The 20,049-nt window shown below is 55.4% G+C and carries 19 protein-coding genes; 9 read left to right on the top strand and 10 right to left on the bottom strand.

The genetic code is table 11. From position 1 onward, the window contains the following. The first annotated feature begins 10 nt into the window (after nt 1-10). Nucleotides 11-2,338 carry a chemotaxis protein CheW gene (locus ABH899_RS25235; protein WP_370001433.1) on the top strand — a complete coding sequence of 776 codons (2,328 nt, stop codon included), beginning with the start codon at nt 11-13 and terminating at the stop codon, nt 2,336-2,338. Nucleotides 2,339-3,286: 948 nt separating this feature from the next. On the opposite strand, the gene ABH899_RS25230 is transcribed toward ABH899_RS25235, so the two are convergent. Continuing rightward, nucleotides 3,287-4,141: an SDR family oxidoreductase gene (locus ABH899_RS25230; protein ID WP_370001431.1), complete on the bottom strand. Its 855-nt coding sequence runs from the start codon at nt 4,139-4,141 to the stop codon at nt 3,287-3,289. A 94-nt stretch (nt 4,142-4,235) separates the two neighbouring features. Here ABH899_RS25230 and ABH899_RS25225 point away from each other — a divergent pair, with 94 nt between their 5' ends. The 4 genes from ABH899_RS25225 (at nt 4,236) to ABH899_RS25210 (ending at nt 8,487) form a co-directional block, all read left to right on the top strand. After that, entirely contained in the window at nt 4,236-4,649 is a 414-nt protein-coding gene (locus ABH899_RS25225) for a MerR family transcriptional regulator (RefSeq protein ID WP_036739596.1), read from the top strand. A gap of 481 nt (nt 4,650-5,130) precedes the next feature. Then, nucleotides 5,131-5,355, top strand: a complete 225-nt coding sequence (locus tag ABH899_RS25220) for a hypothetical protein (RefSeq protein ID WP_370001430.1) — start codon at nt 5,131-5,133, stop codon at nt 5,353-5,355. A 540-nt stretch (nt 5,356-5,895) separates the two neighbouring features. Further along, a complete protein-coding gene (locus ABH899_RS25215) occupies nt 5,896-7,872 on the top strand; it encodes a tetratricopeptide repeat protein (RefSeq protein ID WP_370001429.1) in 1,977 nt (658 codons plus the stop codon). Nucleotides 7,873-7,947: 75 nt separating this feature from the next. Further along, a complete protein-coding gene (locus ABH899_RS25210) occupies nt 7,948-8,487 on the top strand; it encodes an STM3941 family protein (protein WP_370001427.1) in 540 nt (179 codons plus the stop codon). Nucleotides 8,488-8,608: 121 nt separating this feature from the next. Here ABH899_RS25210 and ABH899_RS25205 read toward each other — a convergent pair whose 3' ends face one another. The 5 genes from ABH899_RS25205 to ABH899_RS25185 form a co-directional block, all read right to left on the bottom strand. Further along, nucleotides 8,609-9,400, bottom strand: coding sequence for an SDR family oxidoreductase (locus tag ABH899_RS25205; protein ID WP_370001425.1), 792 nt, complete (start codon nt 9,398-9,400; stop codon nt 8,609-8,611). Nucleotides 9,401-9,512: 112 nt separating this feature from the next. Next, complete coding sequence (gene uxuA, locus ABH899_RS25200; protein ID WP_370001423.1) at nt 9,513-10,550, bottom strand: mannonate dehydratase; 1,038 nt, start codon at nt 10,548-10,550, stop codon at nt 9,513-9,515. A gap of 163 nt (nt 10,551-10,713) precedes the next feature. Further along, nucleotides 10,714-11,421, bottom strand: coding sequence for a GntR family transcriptional regulator (locus tag ABH899_RS25195; RefSeq protein ID WP_370001421.1), 708 nt, complete (start codon nt 11,419-11,421; stop codon nt 10,714-10,716). 249 nt (nt 11,422-11,670) lie between these two features. Further along, nucleotides 11,671-11,841 (bottom strand): hypothetical protein, encoded by a 171-nt coding sequence (locus ABH899_RS25190; protein WP_370001419.1) that lies wholly within the window; start codon nt 11,839-11,841, stop codon nt 11,671-11,673. Between the two features lie 86 nt (nt 11,842-11,927). Next, a complete protein-coding gene (locus ABH899_RS25185; protein ID WP_370001417.1) occupies nt 11,928-12,890 on the bottom strand; it encodes an acetylxylan esterase in 963 nt (320 codons plus the stop codon). A 201-nt stretch (nt 12,891-13,091) separates the two neighbouring features. Here ABH899_RS25185 and ABH899_RS25180 point away from each other — a divergent pair, with 201 nt between their 5' ends. Further along, a complete protein-coding gene (locus tag ABH899_RS25180) occupies nt 13,092-13,553 on the top strand; it encodes a GNAT family N-acetyltransferase (RefSeq protein WP_370001415.1) in 462 nt (153 codons plus the stop codon). A 48-nt stretch (nt 13,554-13,601) separates the two neighbouring features. Here ABH899_RS25180 and ABH899_RS25175 read toward each other — a convergent pair whose 3' ends face one another. Then, on the bottom strand, nt 13,602-14,756 hold the full coding sequence (locus ABH899_RS25175; RefSeq protein ID WP_370001413.1) for a Gfo/Idh/MocA family protein: 1,155 nt from the start codon (nt 14,754-14,756) through the stop codon (nt 13,602-13,604). A 145-nt stretch (nt 14,757-14,901) separates the two neighbouring features. On the opposite strand from ABH899_RS25175, the gene ABH899_RS25170 reads away from it, so the two are divergent. Further along, nucleotides 14,902-15,990, top strand: coding sequence for a helix-turn-helix domain-containing protein (locus ABH899_RS25170; RefSeq protein ID WP_370001412.1), 1,089 nt, complete (start codon nt 14,902-14,904; stop codon nt 15,988-15,990). Between the two features lie 32 nt (nt 15,991-16,022). Next, entirely contained in the window at nt 16,023-16,502 is a 480-nt protein-coding gene (gene ybaK / locus ABH899_RS25165) for a Cys-tRNA(Pro) deacylase (RefSeq protein ID WP_370001410.1), read from the top strand. 155 nt (nt 16,503-16,657) lie between these two features. Here the strand turns inward: ybaK and ABH899_RS25160 are convergent, their stop codons facing one another. Further along, nucleotides 16,658-17,356 (bottom strand): peptidylprolyl isomerase, encoded by a 699-nt coding sequence (locus tag ABH899_RS25160; RefSeq protein WP_370001535.1) that lies wholly within the window; start codon nt 17,354-17,356, stop codon nt 16,658-16,660. 252 nt (nt 17,357-17,608) lie between these two features. On the opposite strand from ABH899_RS25160, the gene ABH899_RS25155 reads away from it, so the two are divergent. Then, nucleotides 17,609-18,154: a glutathione peroxidase gene (locus ABH899_RS25155; protein ID WP_370001408.1), complete on the top strand. Its 546-nt coding sequence runs from the start codon at nt 17,609-17,611 to the stop codon at nt 18,152-18,154. Nucleotides 18,155-18,220: 66 nt separating this feature from the next. Here ABH899_RS25155 and ABH899_RS25150 read toward each other — a convergent pair whose 3' ends face one another. Further along, nucleotides 18,221-18,889 carry a 3'-5' exonuclease gene (locus ABH899_RS25150; protein WP_370001406.1) on the bottom strand — a complete coding sequence of 223 codons (669 nt, stop codon included), beginning with the start codon at nt 18,887-18,889 and terminating at the stop codon, nt 18,221-18,223. 13 nt (nt 18,890-18,902) lie between these two features. Further along, complete coding sequence (locus ABH899_RS25145) at nt 18,903-19,652, bottom strand: MBL fold metallo-hydrolase (RefSeq protein ID WP_370001405.1); 750 nt, start codon at nt 19,650-19,652, stop codon at nt 18,903-18,905. Nucleotides 19,653-20,049: the final 397 nt, after the last annotated feature.

Raw genomic sequence — 20,049 nt, 5'->3', positions numbered from 1 at the left:
GTTGACGGGTATGTTGTCCGAGTACAGGGAAATCTTTCTGGAGGAGCTGGAAGAACAGCTTCAGGTCATGGACGGGGAGATTCTAAAGCTGGAGCAGTCGGGTGAGTCCGGGACCGTCATTCAAAGTCTGTTCCGGGCCGCTCATACGATCAAAGGATCGTCGGCGGCGATGGGCTTCGAGGAGATGAAGCAGTTAACCCACGAGATGGAACATTTGCTGGACCGGGTTAGAAGCGGGCAGCTTGCCGTGTCCGGCGCTTTGATCGATCTTCTGTTTACCGCGCTGGATATTCTTAAGCAGCTTAAGCGCGACATCGTGGGCGGGGAGCCGTCTTCCGCAGATATTTCGGAATGTGTCCGGGCGCTGAGGAGCTTCGGCAGTGAAGATCCGGGCCTGGACGGAGATAGGCCGGATGCGGAGGGAATGCCCGCTCATCGCGGTAAACCGTCTCTGTCGCTCGATTTGGGGTTAAGGGTGCAGGAGCGGATGGAACTCGGCCAAAAGCTGTTCTGGGTGGACATCCGGATTGCTTCCGAATGCCTGATCCGCGGAGCCCGGGCGTACGTTATCCATTCGGCGCTGAATGAGCACGGAGACGTGCTTCTGGCCGATCCGGAACCGGAAGGTCTGGACGAGGAGGGCCCCGGGGACCTGCTTTTCCTGTATGCGGGAAATCAGTCCCGGGAGGAACTGCAGGCGTTCGCGGACGGCCTCATGGAGGTCGAGCGGGCCGTGGTGGGGCCGCTTGCGCAAGAGGAAGCGGCGGTAAGCGGAGCCGGGGCCGCAGAGCGCGATGCGGCGGGCGCCGGAAACAGCGCGGCGGCCGGAGTGAACGCGGCGGATGCAGCAGACGCCGGGGGCCGAGCGGGCGGCGTCATGTCCGCAGAGGAATCCGCGGGTCACACAGGCAGCACTGCGGGCGTGGGAGACAGCGGAGTCGCCGCAGTGAACACGGCAGGCCCGGCGCGCAGCGCAGCGGCTCCGGCGGGCGCGGCAGGCGGCCCGGCCGCCGCGGCAGATCCCGCGTGGAGCGCGGGCAGCACGCCAGCCGCCGCAGACGCGCCGCCGCACGCGCCGCCGCACGCCACGGCACCGGCCTCCCAGCCGGCGGCGGAGGATGCTTCCGCTCCGGCGAAGGCCAAGTCTCCGACGATCCGTGTGAGCGTCGAGCGGCTGGAGCACCTGATGAACCTGGTCGGAGAACTCGTGATCGACCAGACCCGCATTCATCAGGTGGAGCGGACGCAGCGGCGGCGTTTCGCCGACGAGACCGTCGACGAGCTGGGCGACATTGCCGATCATCTGTCGCGGATAATCGGCGATCTGCAGGAAAGCGTCATGAAGACGCGAATGCTGCCGATCGAACAGCTCTTCAACCGCTTTCCCCGCATGATTCGGGATCTTTCCCGCATGCTGGGCAAGGAGATCGAGCTCGTCCTCGAAGGAAAGGATACCGAGCTGGACCGGACGCTCATCGAGGAGATCGCCGACCCGCTGATTCATCTGATCCGCAACGCGGTGGATCACGGGATCGAGAAGCCGGAGGTCCGGACGTTGTCCGGCAAAAGCTCCGGAGGCGTCCTCACGATCCGGGCCGCCCATGAAGACAACCAGGTCGTCATCTACGTGCAGGACGACGGAGCGGGGATCGATCCCGCCCGGATGATCCGTTCCGCGCTGGAGAAGGGGATCATTACCCGGGAAGAAGCCGGACAGATGAGCGAACGGGAAGCCGTGGAGCTTATTTTCCGCCCGGGTTTTTCAACCGCAAGCACAGTAAGCGACGTGTCCGGCAGGGGTGTCGGAATGGATATCGTCCGCAGCCACATTGAGAAGCTGAACGGGCTGATCGACATCGAAACCCGCCTCGGACAAGGAACCTGCTTCAAAATCAAGCTTCCCCTGACACTGGCCATTATCGTGGGCCTTCAGGTCAAACTCGGCGGGCGGACCTTCATCGTCCCGATGAGCAACATCGCAGAGATCGTCCGCGTGAACCCGGATGAGATTCGCAGCATTCAGGGACAGTCGGTCATCGTGCTGCGCAATCAGGTCATTCCGGTTGCCCGGCTTCACGATTACCTCCAGATCCCGTACACGGCGTATCCGGGCAGCCACATTCCGCTCGTTATCGTGGGATCGGCCGAGAAACGCCTCGCTTTGGCGGTCGACGAACTGATCGGCAACCAGGAGATCGTTATCAAGTCGCTGGGGCCTTTTATCGGAAAAGTCGACGGCATCGCCGGGGCAACCATTCTGGGCGACGGAAACGTGGCCCTTATCCTGGAGATCGCCTCCATCATCGGCAGGGCCGGCGGCCAAAGTTTGTTGCCCTGATTAAGCGTTTTGGGGCCTGCCTTTTTGGTTCGGTGGTGGATGTAGCTTTGCAGGAGGCGTTGCGGAACTTTCCGGTTTAGACGTAGGATGTTTTAGCATGGTGATAGTATCCGGTATTTTCGTATTCCTTGAGATGTACAGAAGGTTTTGTGTGAAGTTATTTGCTCTCGGGAATGGTCCGCCCTTACAGCTAATTCTGGATACTGAAGGGTGAACTGACTGAGCTACGGGTACCCGGCTGCCTGCGGGCGTGGCCTGTCTAGACGAGTTCGTATCGATCGGAAAGCTTGGCCATTGAAGGATGAGTTGAAGGTGTTCAGTGAAAATAAAGTATTTTCTTAATGCTTAGGTTAAGATAAGTCCCCTGTTTAAGAACTACATGCTACCCGCATACGTTCTTTAATTAGTAATTGGAAATGGAGTATAATGAGAAGGACGTAGCCCAAGCGAAGGCGCGGGAGCGTCCTTTTTATTGAACTAACGGGCAGGATAGTTTAAATGTTCATGTTGTTATTAAAGTTGCCTAAAACTATTCGTCCATGGATATTATTTGAGTACTTGCTTTCAAAAGAAAAGTGAGGATTATATTAGAGTTATTTCTAATATAGTCCTCACTTTATTTAAGCTATTTCCTTATGTTTTAACAACTATAATCGTAGGCGAAAGAGGGAGCTTCCGAAAATTAGAAAAAATCTTGCCTAATTTTTCTGGATTATATCCTAAACCGTGTAGAAGCAATATTGCCTGTTTCACCATCCGGGAAAAACATATCTCCAGTAAACAGAACGCTATCTTCATTGTACTACTTCCAGATACGTTTCAATTTCATTGAAATTGTTGACTGATGATACAGAATGTAGTCCAGCCAGATACTATTAGTTAAAGTCGAAGTAATTATAAGGGGATGTACCAAGCAGCCATTTAAGGCTTTTGGTACGCCCTCCTTTTTTATGCAAAATAATGCCCTTTTTCGAGATCGGCGATCAATCCGGGCTGTATCGGTTTCCAGCCCAGAAGCTCCCGTGTTGCCAGACTCGCTTGCGCAGTGTTAGACAAGCCTGTGATGTCGAATGCCGCAATGGGGCCAAGAAAGCCGAAATGGGCGGCAGCTTCTTCAGGTGTGATGCTGACCGTCGGCACGTTCAATTGCCGCCCGATGACCGCGGCGATCTCGCGGAACGGAATGCCTACATCGCCGACGCCAAACAGCCGTGAGCCGGCCGGGGCGGATTCCAGCGCCAGTCGGTACAGAACCGCCGCATCCAGGAGGTGAACCGCCGGCCAGCGGTTCGTTCCGTCGCCGATGTAGGCGGCGAAGCCCTTCGCCCGGGCGATGTTGATCAGCTTCGGCACAAAGGCCCTATCGCCTTCGCCGTGCACGGACGGTGAAAGCGTGACGATGGATGCCCGAATACCCCGTTCTGCCATTGCGAGCACTGCATGATCCACGGTTTGTCCATCTGCGTGAGCCGTGTGAGCCGTGGTAATGAACGGCTTTCCGGAACCTTCGAGCGCAGCTCCCATGACTTCAACGGCCCGCAAATCCAGAGCCAGCGCATCCGTCAAGTCGGAAAAATCGCTAGTGAACGCTAGATGAATCACGCCGTCCGCAGCAGCAGCGGCGCTGCGCAGAGTATCGAGATCGTCCAGTGTGCCGTACAGCGCTTCGGCCCCCGCCGCCTTTAATCCCGCGGCTTTCTCTTCAGAACGGCAAAGACCCGACACTGTATGTCCCGCGCCGATCAGTTCCCGGACGACCGCGGAACCGACGTACCCTGTTGCTCCTGTAACAAAAACATGCATAATGATATCCTCCTTCATAGGTTGACTGCTTGATCATGTTAAACATAAACTATGAAGTGAACTCTAGGGCAAGCGGCCCAAAGGAGAAATGATGATGAAAATTCAGGAACTGGCGGACAAGATGGGATTAACGATCCATACGATCCGCTTTTATGAAAAGGAAGGCTTGCTGGATGATCGGCATGTCCGGCGAGAAAGCAACAATTACCGTAACTATTCGGAAGAGGCTGTCGAGCGGTTGAGGCTCATCAAGAATTTCCAGTCCATCGGTTGTTCGCTGGCCGAACTGAAGGAAGCTTTGCAGGAATGCGACACCAATATGAGCACCAATCTGCAGATTATAGATTGGATTCGCGGCAAGAAAAAGGAGATCGAAAGCAAGAAGGAAGAATACGACCAAATGCTGGACTCCCTTAACAAGATGCTGGAGTACAAGACTCTACTCATGAACGATCCGCAAAAAGCTCAAGAGATGCAAATGACTTGGTATGCCAGCTCATCCGATTGAGCTGCATTGTAGCTTCCCATTAGTCCATGCGGAACAACTGAAACAGGAACGCATACAAGCGATTTCGTTCGGCGACTCGGAAATTTTTTGAAAAGGAAACAGGTGATATTCTTGGTCAGGTCGCTGCACAAGAACATGATGACCTGCATGAACCTGAATTGCGATTGCAACATCCCGTCTCAAAAGGTTCTTGAATACTGCGGGTTCCAGCTTGTTGATGGAGCAAAATTTGCTGGTTCATGTGATGAATGAGCGACATGATTTTAAGTATTACCGGTAATTTGAAGTAGTCCAGAATACACCGATAACCGATACACACGATTACGCTAACGGGGAACGTTAGTTCAATAAATTAGCTTTTACCAACGGTGTAGCTTATCTTACTAAGAATTAAATTTAGTCTAGTAATTTTACAATCATTAGGCATTTTAACTATATTTTAGTATATAATGGTCCTATATGAATAAAGGAGAAGGCCAAATTGAGTATTAGATACCCGCTAAATTTTATTTTGTTCATCGTTGTTTTCCTAATAGTTAACCAGTTTTCATTAAATGACATTTTGAAAATCGCATTAGTCGCAATAATATTGGGTGGTATAGATTACTTATCATTTAAAACGGGACTTATCGAAAAGAAGGTTCCTGTATATATAGGTGCTGGCTTCATGGTGTTAGTAATCGCAGTAATGCTTTCAATAGGGTAGTCATGTTTGGTAAGGGCTCATGCAAAGACTTCCTTGCTTCAGGAATTATGGCTTACGTTGCTTATCTGCTGTGCTGCCTGAATGATCCGCAGGATTCATTCCGTTTCGGTCAAGGAGATCGGCTTTAATGCGGCGAAATGGGACTGTTCAATTTGTACCCACGACATCCGTGATTATTGTAACTGTAGTCATTTCTCGTATACACATATGCCGTCCACATTAATCCGGTGTTTCTCCCGGTCCTTCTTTTTCAATAGTCCTTTACCGGCTGCCTGCCGGTCGAAGGGCTATTTGTGTTTCCTTTTATCGTCCCCCTATAAAAACGTATACCTCCCCCGAGTAAAAATTTGTATAATAAAAGGATAGCTGTACCGGAAGAGCGTACGAAGGCAGGTTCCTTTGACGTTCTTTTCCTGCATCGGGGGCTGCCGGGGATTTTGAAACGTGCCGGGACAGATGCCGTATGAAACCGTGTTTCATTTAACGAATTCAGGTATACTTACTTACTGCCGGATGAACAGAACAGAGGGAGGGAAGACCGTGAAGCTTTTTAACGGCTATTATATAAAAAAAGGCAGACAGTACATAAAAGAAGGAAATTTCGCGAAAGCGCTTGAGTATTACGAAAAAGCCGATTACGGCAAGCTGGACACCGCCGAAAAGATTCGAGTCGCGGAGGTTTACCACGAGTGCGGGCGTACGGAACACGCGCTGGCTCTCCTGGGAGATATTATCGGGAGGGTGAGTTCGGATCAGGCCCATGAGCGGCGTGCGCATATTTTGCAGGAAATCGGCCGGGAAGATGAGGCCATGCGGGATCTGGACGAGGCCATCCGGCTCAATCCCGAACCTTACATGTACTGGTATACGAGGGGAATATGGCACAAGGATTTTCACAATTACGAGGCGGCGGCCGCCGATCTGGAGGAATGCGTCAAGCGCGAGTCCGAAGATTCCGTCGTATCGAGCTACTACGAGCTGGGCATGTGCTACTGGCGGATGGAAGATTACGGGCGGGCGGAGGAAACGTTCCGTAAAGTGCTGTCGTATCCCGACCGGGACATTCCCATTTTCCATTACAGGCTTGGAAAAACGCTGGAGAATCTGGGCCGGCTGGAAGAAGCCGCCGCTTCTATGCGCAAAGCCGTCGATCAGGTGATCGAATGGGAATACATATCGGATAAGGGGCAGCAGCTTGTGCTCACCCGGACCGGCTACGGCGCGGGAGCTTTCCGGATTTTCATGGAAGAGGCGGAGCGCACCTGTGGATTCCGCAAGGATCTGGCGGGTCTTTATGCGGGGCTGAAACGGTACGGGGAAGCTTTGGAAGAAATCAACCGCGCTCTTGAAGCCTACCCGGACAACGACGGTTTGCATCTGCAGCGTGTGGCGGTCTACCGCAGTTCGGGGCGCTGGGAGGACGCAGAGCGCGAACTGGATGTGCTGGAGAAAGGGCGGGACGTGGAAGAGCGCGTGCTGTGGATGGAAAGAGTCCTTCTCTACCGGGCGCAGAACCGGGATTCCGAAGCGGTCCCCCTTCTTCACAAGCTCTACGAGCAGGATTCCGGAAATCCGATCGTCTGCTACTGGCTGGCGGACGCTTACCTGGATCTGGGCCAGACCGAGAAAGCGCTGGAATTCAACAAGCGCCTGCTGGAACTGGAGGACGACGATCCTCTTAACGAGCAGCAGCGGGGTTTGATTCTGGAAGAGACCGGCGCCTACGGGCAGGCGGCGTCCGCTTACGGCCGAGCGATCGCGATGCAGGACCGGGCGGATTTCCGCATGAAGCGCAGCTATGCTTATTTCATGGACTCCCGCTTTGACGAGGCCCTGATGGATCTGCACCATGCGGCAGAGCTGGAGCCCGGCATTTCCGAAGGCGCCGGCTACCATCATGCGATGGGCCGGGTGCTTGAGGAGATGGGCCATCTTGACATGGCCATCGCTTCGTTTACGAAAGCGATCGACATTCAGCCGGAGCATGCGGCCTATTACGAGAGCCGGGCGAAATGCTACCTCACGCTGCGCGAGCTAGAGAAGGCGGAGCTGGACTGCATCGTCGGCTACGATAAGGATGCCTCCTATACGGATCTGATCAGTCTGCGGGGCAATGTGCTGTACTTGAAAAAAGAGTACGCCGAATCACGCAACCTCGCGAGCCAGTTTTCGAGACTTCATCCCGACAGTCCTTCGGCTTTTTTCAATCTGGGTATCGTCTGTTTCAAGCTGGAGGGGGAAGAGGATGCGGCACGCAACGCTTTCGACCAGGCTTTGGCCCTGGACCCGTCATACGGAGCCTGTTATATTTACAAGGCTTATCTGGATTACGGCCGGCTGGATTTCCGGGAGGCAATCGAGAATCTGGCCAACTGGAGCCTGTTCACGTTCCCGGAGCTTTCGCTGGAAGAAAGACTCGAACATCTGGAGGAGCTAGACGGGCTGAACGAAACGGTATTGGAAGGAGCGGCACGGCGCATTACCGAGCTGTATCAGGGACACGTGTATCTGTCTTAAATGCGTCTCTGTGTTTCAACCTGACGCGAGGCTTGTTATATAACGGATAGAGGAAAAAATTAGGGGGGATTGTTTTTGCAGCCGGTTCATCAGCCTAATGATTTGATCATTTATCCGAGTACCAAAAAAACGATCGGGCTTGCTTTGGCCGCACTCGTTTTTGTTGTTCTGGGCGTCGTGTTTATAGGAGCGGGGCAGTCGGAGGAGGAGCGTTCCCTGGGGCTTGTAGGGATCGGGGGAGTCAGCGTCGTCTTTTTCGGAGCGTGTCTGGTGTATCTGGTTTACCGGCTCTTCAACCGGAAGCCTTCTCTTATCGTGAACGATGAGGGAATTGTGGACCATTCGTCGGCTATCGGCGGAGGCGAGCTGAGATGGGCGGATATCGAGGAGATTATGCTGTACGACTATATGGGCCAGCGGTTTATCGGCATCCGTCTTCACGACACGGAAACGTACCTGGCCCGGCAGAGCGGATTTAAGAAAGCGCTCATGAAAGCGAATCAGGGGCTGGTGCAAGCTACGGTCAACATTACGCAGACCGCCGTGAAGATGCCTTTGGAGGAGCTGTACGAGCTGATGATGGAAAAATGGGAACGCGACCGCGCCAGTGCCTGAAAAGACCGGCCACACCCATGACATTACATAGGGCAGGGACGACGGCAGGCAGGCGCGCCGTATACCCTGCAAACGCCGAAAGGGCGCTCTCCACGGAAAATGGAGAGCGCCCTTTGTCCGATTAGCCGCGCAGGAGCGACTCCGCCCCGTCGACGTAGATTTCCGTCCCCGTGACATGGGAGGACTCGTCGGAAGCAAGGAAGAGCACGAGATCGGCCACCTGCTCGGGCTTTCCCGGCGCACCCTTGAGCGGATGATCGCCTTCCGGAAATTCGACCGGAATTTGAACTTCCTTCAAATCGTCGGTCGGATACGTGTTATCGTCGATATTCGTGTCGATTGCGCCCGGACAGATGGCGTTTACCCGGATTTTGTACCGGGCAAGCTCCAGGGCCGCCATTTTCATAAAGGCTACCTGACCGGCCTTGGTCGTGGCATAAGTAGAAAAACCGATATTGGAAAAGACGCGGTTGCCGTTAATGGAACTCGTGATAATGATGCTCCCGCCCTTTTCTTTCAGATGAGGAATCGCGTATTTGACGGTAGCGAACGTTCCGCGCAGATTGATGTGAATCGTCTGCTCCCATTCGTCGATTTGCAGCGTTTCGATCGGAGCTTTGGTTCCGTTGATGCCCGCGTTGGCGAACACGATATCGATGCCGCCGAACCGGCTGACCGCCTCTTTGAACCCCTGTTCGATCATCTCCGGTTTGGAAATGTCGCACTCGATCACAAGAGCCTCTCCGCCGGCGCTTTCGATGGTTTTTTTCGTTTTCTCCGCGTTATCGGGGGTGCGGTCCAGCATGACGACCTTAGCCCCCTGCTGGGCCAAACGGATGGCCGAAGCTTTGCCGATTCCGGAGCCGCCGCCCGAGACGACGGCCACTTTACCTTCCAAACGTTTATCCGGCATGTGTATGCCCTCCTTTTCAACGTGAGTTCCGCCTGTTCGTAGATCTGAACGGGATAGTAGAACGAGATAAATCCTTTAAGGAATTACCCTCACGCCGGGCGGAGTGAACCAGTTAACGGTTCAGGGCCTCGCGGATGCCGTTCAGGTAGACGATGCCGAGGGCGCGGTCGTAAAGCCCGTAGCCGGGCTTTCCCGTTTCGCCCCAGATCATGCGGCCGTGGTCGGGCCGCAGAGGACCCTCGAAGCCGACTTCCTTGAGAGCCTCCATCACTTCCACCATGTCGACGGACCCGTGCTCGGAGAGATGGGAAGTCTCGCAGAAACTTTTGTCCCCGATCCGCTTGATATTGCGGGCATGGACGAAGTGGATGCGCTTCTGGTGCCCGAAATGACGGAGCATGGCCGGGAAATCATTGTCTTTATGGGCGCCCAGCGAACCGCTGCACATGCACAGGCCGTGATTCCGGCTGTCGTAGAGCCCAAGGAAACGGTCGAGGTTCTCCCGGTTCGTAATGATACGGGGAAGCCCGAAGATCGGCCACGGCGGGTCGTCCGGGTGAATCGCCATTTTGATGCCTTCTTCGTCAGCGACCGGCATGATTTCCCGGATGAAATAAGCGAGGTTCGACCAGAGCTTCTCTTCGTCGACATTTTTATAATGGTCGAAAAGGGTCTTGAGCTGGTCGTCCGTATAGCTCGTATCCCAGCCGGGAAGCTTCAGTTCGCCTGTAAGCGGATTCATTTTCTGCGCGACTTCTTCCTCGTAGATGAGGGCGTTGGAGCCGTCTTCCAGCTCATAGTTGAGTGAGGTGCGGGTCCAGTCGAAGATCGGCATAAAATTGTAGCAGACGGTATCGATGCCGGCTTTGGCCAGGTTGCGCAGCGTTGTTTTGTAGTTGTCGATATAGGCTTGGCGAGAAGGAAGGCCGAGCTTAATGTCCTCGTGAATGGGTACGCTTTCAATTACGTCCAGGCGGAGACCGTGATCTTCGATCGTCTGCTTCAAGCGGGTAATTTTGTCGAGCGGCCATGCTTCTCCGACGGGAACATCGTAGATAGCCGATACGATTCCGGTCACGCCGGGGATTTGACGGATCTTCGTTAAGGTTACGGGATCGTTCTCGCCGAACCAGCGAAAGGTCATCTTCAAGGTGATCATCCTCCCAATAAGTTTCGAGGCCGGGACCCCGGTGCTCGGTGCTGCGGGAATCTCCCGCTTTATCCTGCCAACGCTGCATGCTGTATACGGAATGCGAGCGCCTGCTCTTGCATGCTCAAGAGGTAAGGCATCCCGAATCCTGCCGCTTGCGTCTTCAATCGGTGAAATAGTGCGGAAACTGTTCCCGGAGCTGTGGAAGCTCATGGTCCAGGCTGCCGAGATGCTGTTCCAGCAGCTGAACGGTACGCGCTTCGTCTCGCTTTTTCAGGCTGTCGAACAGCTCCAGGTGCTCTTCGACCAGTTTCCGGGTCAGCACCAGTTCTTTCATGGCCAGGTACCTGAGACGGTTCAGATGGCCCCGCATATGGTAAACCACTTCCAGCAGGGTTGCGTTGCCGGTCAGCTCCAGGATGCACTTGTGAAAAGCCTCGTCCAGCTGCAGGAACTGAATCACATCCTGATGCTCCGCCGCCTCGCTCTGCTCCCGGAGGATACGGCTGATCTGTCTCTCCGCCTGCACGAACTTCTCGGAACTGTCCCAGCTTCCGGCCGCCAGCTTGAAGGCGCTGCTTTCGAGGCTGAGCCGCACAAAGCTGCTTTCTTTCACTTTGGATTCCGAAATGCGGGCGATCTTCTTATGCCTTTGGGGCAGCACCTCGATCAGATGCTCCGTTACAAGAAGCTGGAACGCGTCGCGGATCGGAGTCCGGCTGATCTGGAACGTATCCGCGATTTCACTTTCGAAAATCGTTTGCCCGGGCTCCAGCTTTAACGTGATGATGGAGTCCCGCAAGGCTTCATACGCTTGTTCGCCCAGCGACTTGCCGCTCGTAATGAGGGGGATTTGCCGGGTAGACGCCATAGAACTCACCTCCTTTATATGAGAGTCGGATTAAAATAAGTATACGTGTATACACGTATACGCGTCAATGAAAAACGATCCAGATGCTGGAAGGTTACTGATTACGCGATCAGGCCACTGGTAAAGAGAAGGCTATCACCGCTTGCGGGGATCGGCCTGCAAGCAGGAAGCGGTTCGGTCCGCCTGCCAATCTATGATCGGCCGGGAACCACATGGTCAGGGCCAGCCTTCCGGCGCGCGAATCACGAGCTAGCGTTCCTGCAAGGCATGGCGGCGCTCAAGCTTGGCGCTCCCGCAGCCCGGCGCTAGGCCCTGAAGCGGAACTGCCGCGTGTCTGCGCGTCTGACCGCCTGCCGGGATCGGCCCGGCTGCATCTGACCTGCCCCGGAGCCTCGCCCCGTCCCGCATCCGCCACCCCAAAAAGCAGGTCCTCCGCTACCCGTCCGCATGCTCTGCCGACGGATAACGTGAGGGCCTGCTTCCAGGGCCGGGCTCGCGGTGCGGCTCTACTGCGCCTCGCGGGCCCACTCGGCCAGATATCTCCTGTGCTCCTGCTGCTGCCGCTCGCTGACTTCATGGCCGGAGAAGGGATGCACGTCGATGTGCTTATCCCCTTCGATCCGGTTGTAAGCGGCGAAGATGGACTCCGGCCAGCACACCATATCCTTGAGCCCGACGGTCATCCGGACAGGCACGCGGATTCGGTGGGCCAGGTTCATCATATCGAAATGGGCAAGCGTTTCGAATACCGGTTCCAGCCGGTCCGGGTTCCGCTTGATAAAATCGGCGGCTTCCTTCAGGGAACCGACCGAGTTCAGCACGCCGAAGTCCATGTGGCACATGTTCGGGATGTCCGCGACGATCAGCGACACTTTCTCGTGAAGCGCGCCCGTGATCAGCGAGAGGCCTCCGCCTTGGCTGCCGCCCACTACCGCGATTTTGGACGTCCGCACTTCCGGCCGTCCGGCGGCCCACTCGACCGCTTTGTACGCATCCAGCGTAACCGCCATGTAATAGCAGCGGTCCTTGTCGAGGATGTTCTGCGTCATCCAGCCGGTACTGGTCCCTCCGTCGTAGTCGAGCCGGTTGCCGGTTTCGCCTCCTTGCCCCCTCACATCGACGGCAAAAACGGCAAAACCCTGCAGCAGCCACGCCGCATACCGTTCCGGCAGGCCTTTGTCGGCCGTGTATCCCGGGAACATAACGAGACAGGGGTAGCTCTTCTTTTGCAGAAAAGAGGGGACCAGAAACCAGCCGTGGATAGGGGTTTCGTCAAACCCTTCGTAGGTAACGTGATAAGTATCGACTCCGTTCATGAGCGAGTCTCTTCGCTCGACACGGGCGTTGAGGGGCTTGCTTTTGAAAAGGTCCAGCTTCTTGTCCCAGAAATGATCGGCTGCGGACGGGTCCAGCGTCAGTGCGGGCTTGTACTGATGAAGAGTATGAATTCTTTTCTCGACGGCATTCATTTCCTAATCCTCCAGTAATTTTGAAGTTTTATTCCATTTATTATAAACTCGCCAAGTGGAAAACACACGATGTTTTTGTGTGCGAAAGGACAGGAAGAAGCGGACCGATTCGCAAAATAAGGTTGTAACCGGAGTCTGTCGTAACTAAAATGATAGAAAAGCATAAATCCTATATCTGCGCTATGAAGGAGAACGCCTGCCATGACTACGGATTCGGTCAGCATCAGACCCGCAACGGCGGAAGATACCCGCCAGCTTCACGATCTCATGATCCAATATATCGTCGGCTTCTATAAAAGGCCCCGTCCGGATGAACGCGAGCTGGTTAAGCTCATTGACCATCTCCGAGAGAATCCGTCCGCCGGTCTGCAGTTTGTAGCGGAAAGAGACGGTACGCTCGTCGGCTTCGCGACGCTGTATTTTTCGTTCAGCACGCTTCAGGTCAAACGGACGGCCGTGCTGAACGATCTTTTCGTCGATGCTTCGGCCCGTGGACATAAAGTCGGAGAGCGGTTGTTCCGCTCGTGTCTGGCCTATATCCGGGAGCAGGGCTTTGCTTACATGACGTGGGAAACGGCCAAAGATAATACGGCGGCCCAGTCGTTGTACAACAAAATGGGCGGGCATGTCTCTACGGACTGGCTCGTATACGAGATCGAGTAAAACGGACAGCAGCCCGTCCGTGATGGACAGGCTGCTTCAAGCGGCCGGTTAAGGCGCGCATATCTCCGGCGTGTCGTACCGGATAGGCCGGAACGTGCCGGATGCTGCGGATTCACGGGCTTGGACGCACATCAAAGCGCTTAACAGGCCGTCGTCCATCGTAGCGACCGGTGAAGCGGTGCCCCGCATCAGCCCGGCGAAATTGGCCGCAAGGGCGGAGTCGCCGCCGAAATGGTTGTCGCCCGCCCCGATCTCGTAAGTCTCCACACGGGGTGTGTGGTGCATGAACACTTTCACCTGGCTCGTGTAGAAATCGAACTCGACGGTACCTTTGTACCCGAGGAAACGCGCTCCTCTGGAAGCGGCCGCCCGGCGGGCGAAGAAATTTTGCGAATACGACACATGCATGCCCGATTCGTAGCGGATCAGCGCGCTGCCGGAATCCTCGTTGCCGGTATCTTCGGCGTATAAGCAGTATTCCCACGTCTCCGGGATATCCTTGGAGGGGAACGCCGTGCTGTCCGGGCAGGTCCGCTTCTCTTCGCAGTCGGCGCATTTCAGGCCCGCAGGTTTCGTCCCTTTGAAAATCTGCTTGGACGTCATGGCGGCCACATCCGTCGGAGCGAGGCGGAGAACCGAATTGATATAGTCGAAGTCGTGTGTCGCCTTCTGGAGGAAAAGTCCGCCTGTTTCGGCTTCGTCCCGATACCAGTTCTGGTAATACACCGCTCCGTACGGCACGTTATTGACGGCCTGCACGTGCTCGACGGTGCCGATTTTACCGGAGTCGATGATTTCCCGGACGAAATTGACGATTGACGTGACCCGCAGGGGAAACGATACCACGACCGGCGAACGAGACGCCTCGTAGCCCTGTTTCAGCCGGAGCAGATCTTCCATCGTTGTCGCGACAGGCTTTTCCAGATACAGCGGCAGATGGCGGGAAAGCACCTTGAGCGCCATGGGCGTATGCAGGGAGCAGCGCGTTCCGATCAGAACGCCGTCCAGCCGTTCGTTACCCAGCATCTCGTCGGCGGATGCGTAGAAGGAGATATCCTCCCGTCCTTTTTCACGGAACTGTTCCCGAAGTTCCCCCAGGCGGATATCCGTGATGGCGGTTATTTTGCAGTCCGGGTCCTCCTTCATGATCTCCGACGCAACGTGGCTGATGCGGTCGCCGTAGCCGATTATTCCCAGGTTCATAGAAGCTCCTCTTTTCTGAATCGCATTTGGTAAAGGAATAAAATCCATTACGTTCAGTATAAAAAGGGAAGCCTTCTTTTTCTTTGTCCGAAGGGCCGGATTTTTTGTCCCTTTTTTAGTTGAGAACGGTAAGGGAGGCGAGAGAGTGAAGGAGAAAGAGAAGGAGCCGCGCGAAAAGCCTGGTGCCCAAGAAGCCCAAGAAGCCCAAGAAGCCCAAGAAGCCCAAGAAGCCCAAGAAGCCCAAGAAGCCCAAGAAGCCCAAGAAGCCCAAGAAGCCCGTACCTTGGAACACCAAGAAGTTCCGGCAAGTGGAGAAACCCGGGAGGCCCGGCTTAACCGGATGCAGAGGACGCACCTGGAGCAGGTGATCCGGATCGGCAGCATCATCACGATGTATTATTTCGAGCATGGGAAGGACTACGTGTTCCGGGGAGAGCGGCATAACTTCTGGGAGTTTCTGTACGTGGACAAGGGAGAGATCGAGGTCGTGACGGACGACGCCGGGCATGTCCTCAAGCAGGGCATGGCTATCTTCCACGAGCCGAACGAATTTCACAGCTTCCGGGCCGCTCCCGGCAGGGCGCCTAATGTTATCGTGCTGACCTTTGACTGCGATTCTCCGGCCATGAGAGCTTTTGCGGGCGGGGTGCTGAGGCTGGAGGACGAAGAGAGGGATCTGCTGGCCCGGATTGTCCAAGAAGGGGAGAACGCGTTCGAATTTCCGTTCGAGTATCCGCTGAAGCGAAGAGAGAGGGCTCTGCCCGGTTCCGAGCAGCTGCTGCGCTGCTATCTGGAAGCGTTTCTGATCCGGCTGCTGCGTCAAGCGCCGTTTGACGAGAAAGCCTCTCCCGCCCAGCTGTCATCTCCGGCAAGACAGAAGAATCAGGAGGAGCTGGCGGCCAAAGTAATTGCGTTTATGGAAGCGAATGTGGAATCTCCCGTCACGCTGGATGAAATTTCGCGTCATTTTCATATCGGAAAAACGCTGCTCAAAGAGAGCTTCAAAGCGCAGACCGGCACAACCATTATGAAATATTGGAGCCGGATCAAGATCGGACAGGCCAAGCTCCTGATACGGGAAGAGGCGTGCAATTTTACGGAAATCGCCGGCCGGCTCGGATTCGGGAGCGTGCATCATTTTTCCAAAACGTTCAAGAAAGCGTCCGGCATGAGTCCGTCCGAGTATGCACGCTCCGTGAAAGCGAGAATGGGGACGGGGGACGGCCGGACGTAAAAACGATACAAACACAGCAGGGAGGCTCAGCGATGGGTACACAAGCCAAAACAAACGCTTGCCGGATGCTCGACAAGCTCGGTATCCTGTATACTCTTCACGAATACGAGTGGGACGAAGATCAGCTTGATGCGGGAACCGTGGCGGGAAAAGTAGGGATCGGAATCGGCAGCATGTATAAAACCCTGGTTTTGCGCGGGGACAAAACCGGGGTTCTGCTGGCCTGCATTCCGGGAGACAAAGAGCTTCACCTGAAGGCGCTCGCTTCGGTAAGCGGCAACAAGAAGGTGGATATGGCCCCGGTGAAAGAGCTGCAGGCGCTGACCGGCTACATACGGGGCGGGGTATCTCCGCTCGGTATGAAAAAGAACTACCCGCTGTATCTGGAGCGCGCGGCGCTGGAGACCGAGCCGGTGAGCATTTCGGCCGGCCGCCGGGGGCTGCAGATTTTCCTCAGCGGGAAGGACCTTGCGGCGGCAGCGGACGCCATCCCGGCCGACATCACGCACTGAGGAGCGCGGAGAGCCCGGTGAGACAGGCGCTTCCCCGGCGATATTCCCGCGCGCAAAAAGGCCCGCCAGCTTGAATGCTGGCGGGCCTTTCCGGCCTGCACGCAAGGTGCGGGCCGACCGGCTTCCGCTACCGGAGAGCGGCGGCCTGCGGCTGCTTACTTAATCGTTTTCGGCTCCGGATAGTCGACTCCGAGCGTATCCACCGTGACCTTCTTCATCGCCGGCGGAGTTTTGGGACGGTCGTTGGCTTCCGTAGGCTGGTTGACGATCTCGTCGACCGCCTCCATGCCTTCGGTTACTTTGCCGAAGGAAGCGTACTGTCCGTCGAGATGCGTGGAGTCCGCTACCATGATGAAGAACTGGGATCCGGCGGAGTCCGGGTCCTGGGCGCGGGCCATCGAGAGGACGCCGCGGGTGTGCTTCAGCTCGTTCTTGAAGCCGTTGGAGGTGAACTCGCCTTTGATGCCGTAGCCCGGACCGCCGGCGCCGGTTCCGTCAGGGTCGCCGCCCTGGATCATGAAACCGGGGATAACCCGGTGAAAGATTTTGCCGTCGTAAAATCCTTTTTTGATGAGCGAAATGAAGTTGTTCACCGTATTCGGAGCCACCTCCGGATATAGCTCCGCTTTGATGATTTTGCCGTTGTCCATTTCGATGGTCACGACCGGGTTTTTGCCGTCCGTCTTCGGCGGCTCCGAACCGCCCGCGGAACCGGCTGCCGTCGGGGACGGCGTCGGTGCCGGAGTTGCCGTGCCGCTTCCGTCCGTCTTCGCTTTACCGCATCCTGCGGCGATGACCAGAAGGGCCATCACGAGAAGCAGAAGACCTGTAAAACCTTTGCGCTTGCCTGTCATGTCATTCATTCCACCTTATCTGCATGTTCTCGTTCCTATCATACCGCTTTTGGATGCCGGATGGAAATTTTGGGAATCGCGAGACGTGCAGACCCAAGTTTTGACTTGGTTTTTAGACTGTGCTACATTTAAAATGTACATAAATTGCGGACAATTTAATTTTTGTAAATCAAATAAGAGCCGGGTACCTGTACCACCGCCGGGCAGCCGCCACTGTAGTGCGGGACCGCAAAAAAATGGAGGAATTTGACGATGAGCGTATACCCTTATTCGGCCAGAAACATTCGCGGAGCGGAAACGAAGCTTGAAGAGTATAAAGGCAAGGTGCTGGTGATCGTCAATACGGCGAGCCAATGCGGATTTACGTCGCAATATGCCGATCTGCAGAAGCTGTACGAGAAATACCGGGACCAGGGACTTGTCGTCCTCGGATTTCCGTGCAACCAGTTCGGCGGGCAGGAGCCGGGCACGAACGAGGAAGTCAACACCTTCTGCCAGCTCAACTACGGCGTTACGTTCCCGCTGTTCGAGAAGATCGACGTGCGCGGTGAGGAGAAGCACCCGCTTTTCGCTTACTTGACCGAACAAGCGCCTTTCGAAGGCTTTGACCTGAACCATCCGAGCGGGAAAATGCTGAATGCGTTTCTGTCGGAAAAGCAGCCGCATCTGCTCCAGGGCAACGATGTGAAATGGAATTTCACCAAATTCCTCATCGATCGTGACGGCAACGTCGTGAAGCGCTTCGAATCCGGTGTCGATCCTCTGGATATGCAGCCGGCTGTCGAAGCCGTCCTATAGAACCGGCGGACCCAGGCAGCACCGCTGGCTGCCGGAAAGTCTCATCCGGCCCAAAAGAAAAGGAACCTACGACGTAGGTTCCTTTTGTGCGAACAGGGCCAGCTTTTCGAACGGATTGTTCGTGAAGCTGTCGCCGGTTTTGTACACGACCTCCGTCGTATACAGGGGAAGATCCCCGGCCTGATTCCGCTCCAGCACGAGCCGGTCGTGCAGATGGATGAACAGCTTGGCGGTATTCATCGCATCGTCCAGGGCCCGGTGATGGGAGCCGTCGAACGGGATATTCCAGTATTCGAGGGCGGTCTTGAGGCCCATCTGCTGCTGCTTCTCCTGCTGGACGAGTCCGGCCATAAGCTTTTGCAGGTTGTTGTGGTTGCAGATCCAGTCGGTTTTGACGCCATGCATCCGGCAGTCGCTGCCGAGCTGGATCAGGTCGTCGGGGCCCCACGCGCACAGATAGTAGTCTCCGTCTCCGATCCATTCCAGCAGACGTTCCAGCACGAGCGGCCAAGGTTCCGCCGATTGCAGCTCGCTTTGCTTAATTCCGGTCAAGGCCTGGGTGGAAGCGGAAATAACCGGAGACCGGTCGGGTTTAACGAAAGACTGGAACGTGCCGGTAACGGCAGGTTTGCCGTCCGTGATTTCAACGGCCGCCGCTCCGATTTCGATAATTTCCGAAACGTGGATCTTTTTGCGGGTTACGGTCATCTCCAGATCATACACAATTACTTTCAAAGAAACTCACCTCCTAGAGAGAAACCCTCATCATATCGTGTGCCAGCAACACGCCCGGTGTGCCGGTTTTTTTATATTGGGCTAAAACCTCTTCGTAAGGCTCGTCATCCGTAAGATGAATCGCGATCACTTGAGGGATCCGGTCGACCGGATAGAAGGTCAGGATGCCTTCCAGGCTCGTATGGATGCTCATGTCGCCCCGGGCCTGCGTCGCTTCGTGGATCAGTACGTCTATCCTTGGCTGGCTGCGTATCCATTCGCTCGGCGCCGTGTCCGCCGAATACACGAGCACCTTGTCCCCGCATGCGACCCGGATGCCCGATGTGGAGCCGGAATGCAGGCTCGTGAAGACGGAGACCGTCATATCGCCCTGGACGAACAAGGTTCCGGGCTCTGCGCAGTCGAACGGCTGCACCTGGATCTCGAAGCCGATGGGCCACTCGTCGGTCCGGTACGCGCGGAGAATATCGCCGAGCTGGTCCTGATGATCCTGCGGGCAGCAGATGATCAGCGGCTCTTTTCTTTTGCCGAGCCACATTCCCCAGAGCAAAGAAGGGAGACCGAAAATATGGTCGATGTGGAAATGAGTAAGAATGACCCCTTGGATAGATTGCAGCGGGATTTCAGCCTGCTTCAGCTTGCCGAGCGGATTGCCGCCCACGTCTATCATCCAATTGCCTTCTTCATGCTGAAGAAGCAGGTAAGTGTTGTCCCTTTCCCTGCTTCCCGAAGCGCTTGCACTTCCTAATATAAGAACGTCCACGGTGTTTTCCTCCGATCTGTTTGTCCCAAGTACTTATAAATGTATCGGCAATCGGCGGAATGTGCAAGAAAATCCTTGTAGGGGCGCCGTTTTCGGCCGTTCGGCCCTCATAACGGATTTTAAGGAAGATAAATTGCGGCTTTCTGCCGTCAGGTGTTTTGACGCTCCTTACAAAATGGTAAGCTTAGAACAAACGGAACCGCTAAGACGGAGGCTGCGTATGACCATTTATAACAAACTCGTTCGGGATAAAATACCGGCAATCATCCGGTAAAACGGAAAACTGGAGGCTTTGCGCAGGCGGAAAGCGGACAAGCGCGGAGGGTTCCGGGACAGGATTTATCTGCTGGAAACGGAAGAAACGGAGAAATAGAAGGCCGTACAGCGATGTTTGTCG

This window comes from Paenibacillus sp. RC84 (genome assembly GCF_041260495.1).
In the GTDB taxonomy this organism is placed as follows: Bacteria; Bacillota; Bacilli; order Paenibacillales; family NBRC-103111; genus Paenibacillus_F.
The sequence above is the reverse complement of the archived record's forward strand: the minus strand, read 5'-3'. Positions and strand labels throughout refer to the sequence as shown.

Excerpts from the sequence above, each read along its gene's own strand:
- ABH899_RS25155 (WP_370001408.1), top strand. The coding sequence starts at position 17,609 with ATGAGCGTATACCCTTATTCGGCCAGAAACATTCGCGGAGCGGAAACG.
- ABH899_RS25175 (WP_370001413.1), bottom strand. The coding sequence starts at position 14,756 with ATGAACCTGGGAATAATCGGCTACGGCGACCGCATCAGCCACGTTGCG.
- ABH899_RS25225 (WP_036739596.1), top strand. The coding sequence starts at position 4,236 with ATGAAAATTCAGGAACTGGCGGACAAGATGGGATTAACGATCCATACG.
- ABH899_RS25235 (WP_370001433.1), top strand. The coding sequence starts at position 11 with ATGTTGTCCGAGTACAGGGAAATCTTTCTGGAGGAGCTGGAAGAACAG.
- ybaK (WP_370001410.1), top strand. The coding sequence starts at position 16,023 with ATGGGTACACAAGCCAAAACAAACGCTTGCCGGATGCTCGACAAGCTC.
- ABH899_RS25195 (WP_370001421.1), bottom strand. The coding sequence starts at position 11,421 with ATGGCGTCTACCCGGCAAATCCCCCTCATTACGAGCGGCAAGTCGCTG.
- ABH899_RS25205 (WP_370001425.1), bottom strand. The coding sequence starts at position 9,400 with ATGCCGGATAAACGTTTGGAAGGTAAAGTGGCCGTCGTCTCGGGCGGC.
- ABH899_RS25185 (WP_370001417.1), bottom strand. The coding sequence starts at position 12,890 with ATGAATGCCGTCGAGAAAAGAATTCATACTCTTCATCAGTACAAGCCC.
- ABH899_RS25160 (WP_370001535.1), bottom strand. The coding sequence starts at position 17,356 with ATGACAGGCAAGCGCAAAGGTTTTACAGGTCTTCTGCTTCTCGTGATG.
- ABH899_RS25180 (WP_370001415.1), top strand. The coding sequence starts at position 13,092 with ATGACTACGGATTCGGTCAGCATCAGACCCGCAACGGCGGAAGATACC.
- ABH899_RS25230 (WP_370001431.1), bottom strand. The coding sequence starts at position 4,141 with ATGCATGTTTTTGTTACAGGAGCAACAGGGTACGTCGGTTCCGCGGTC.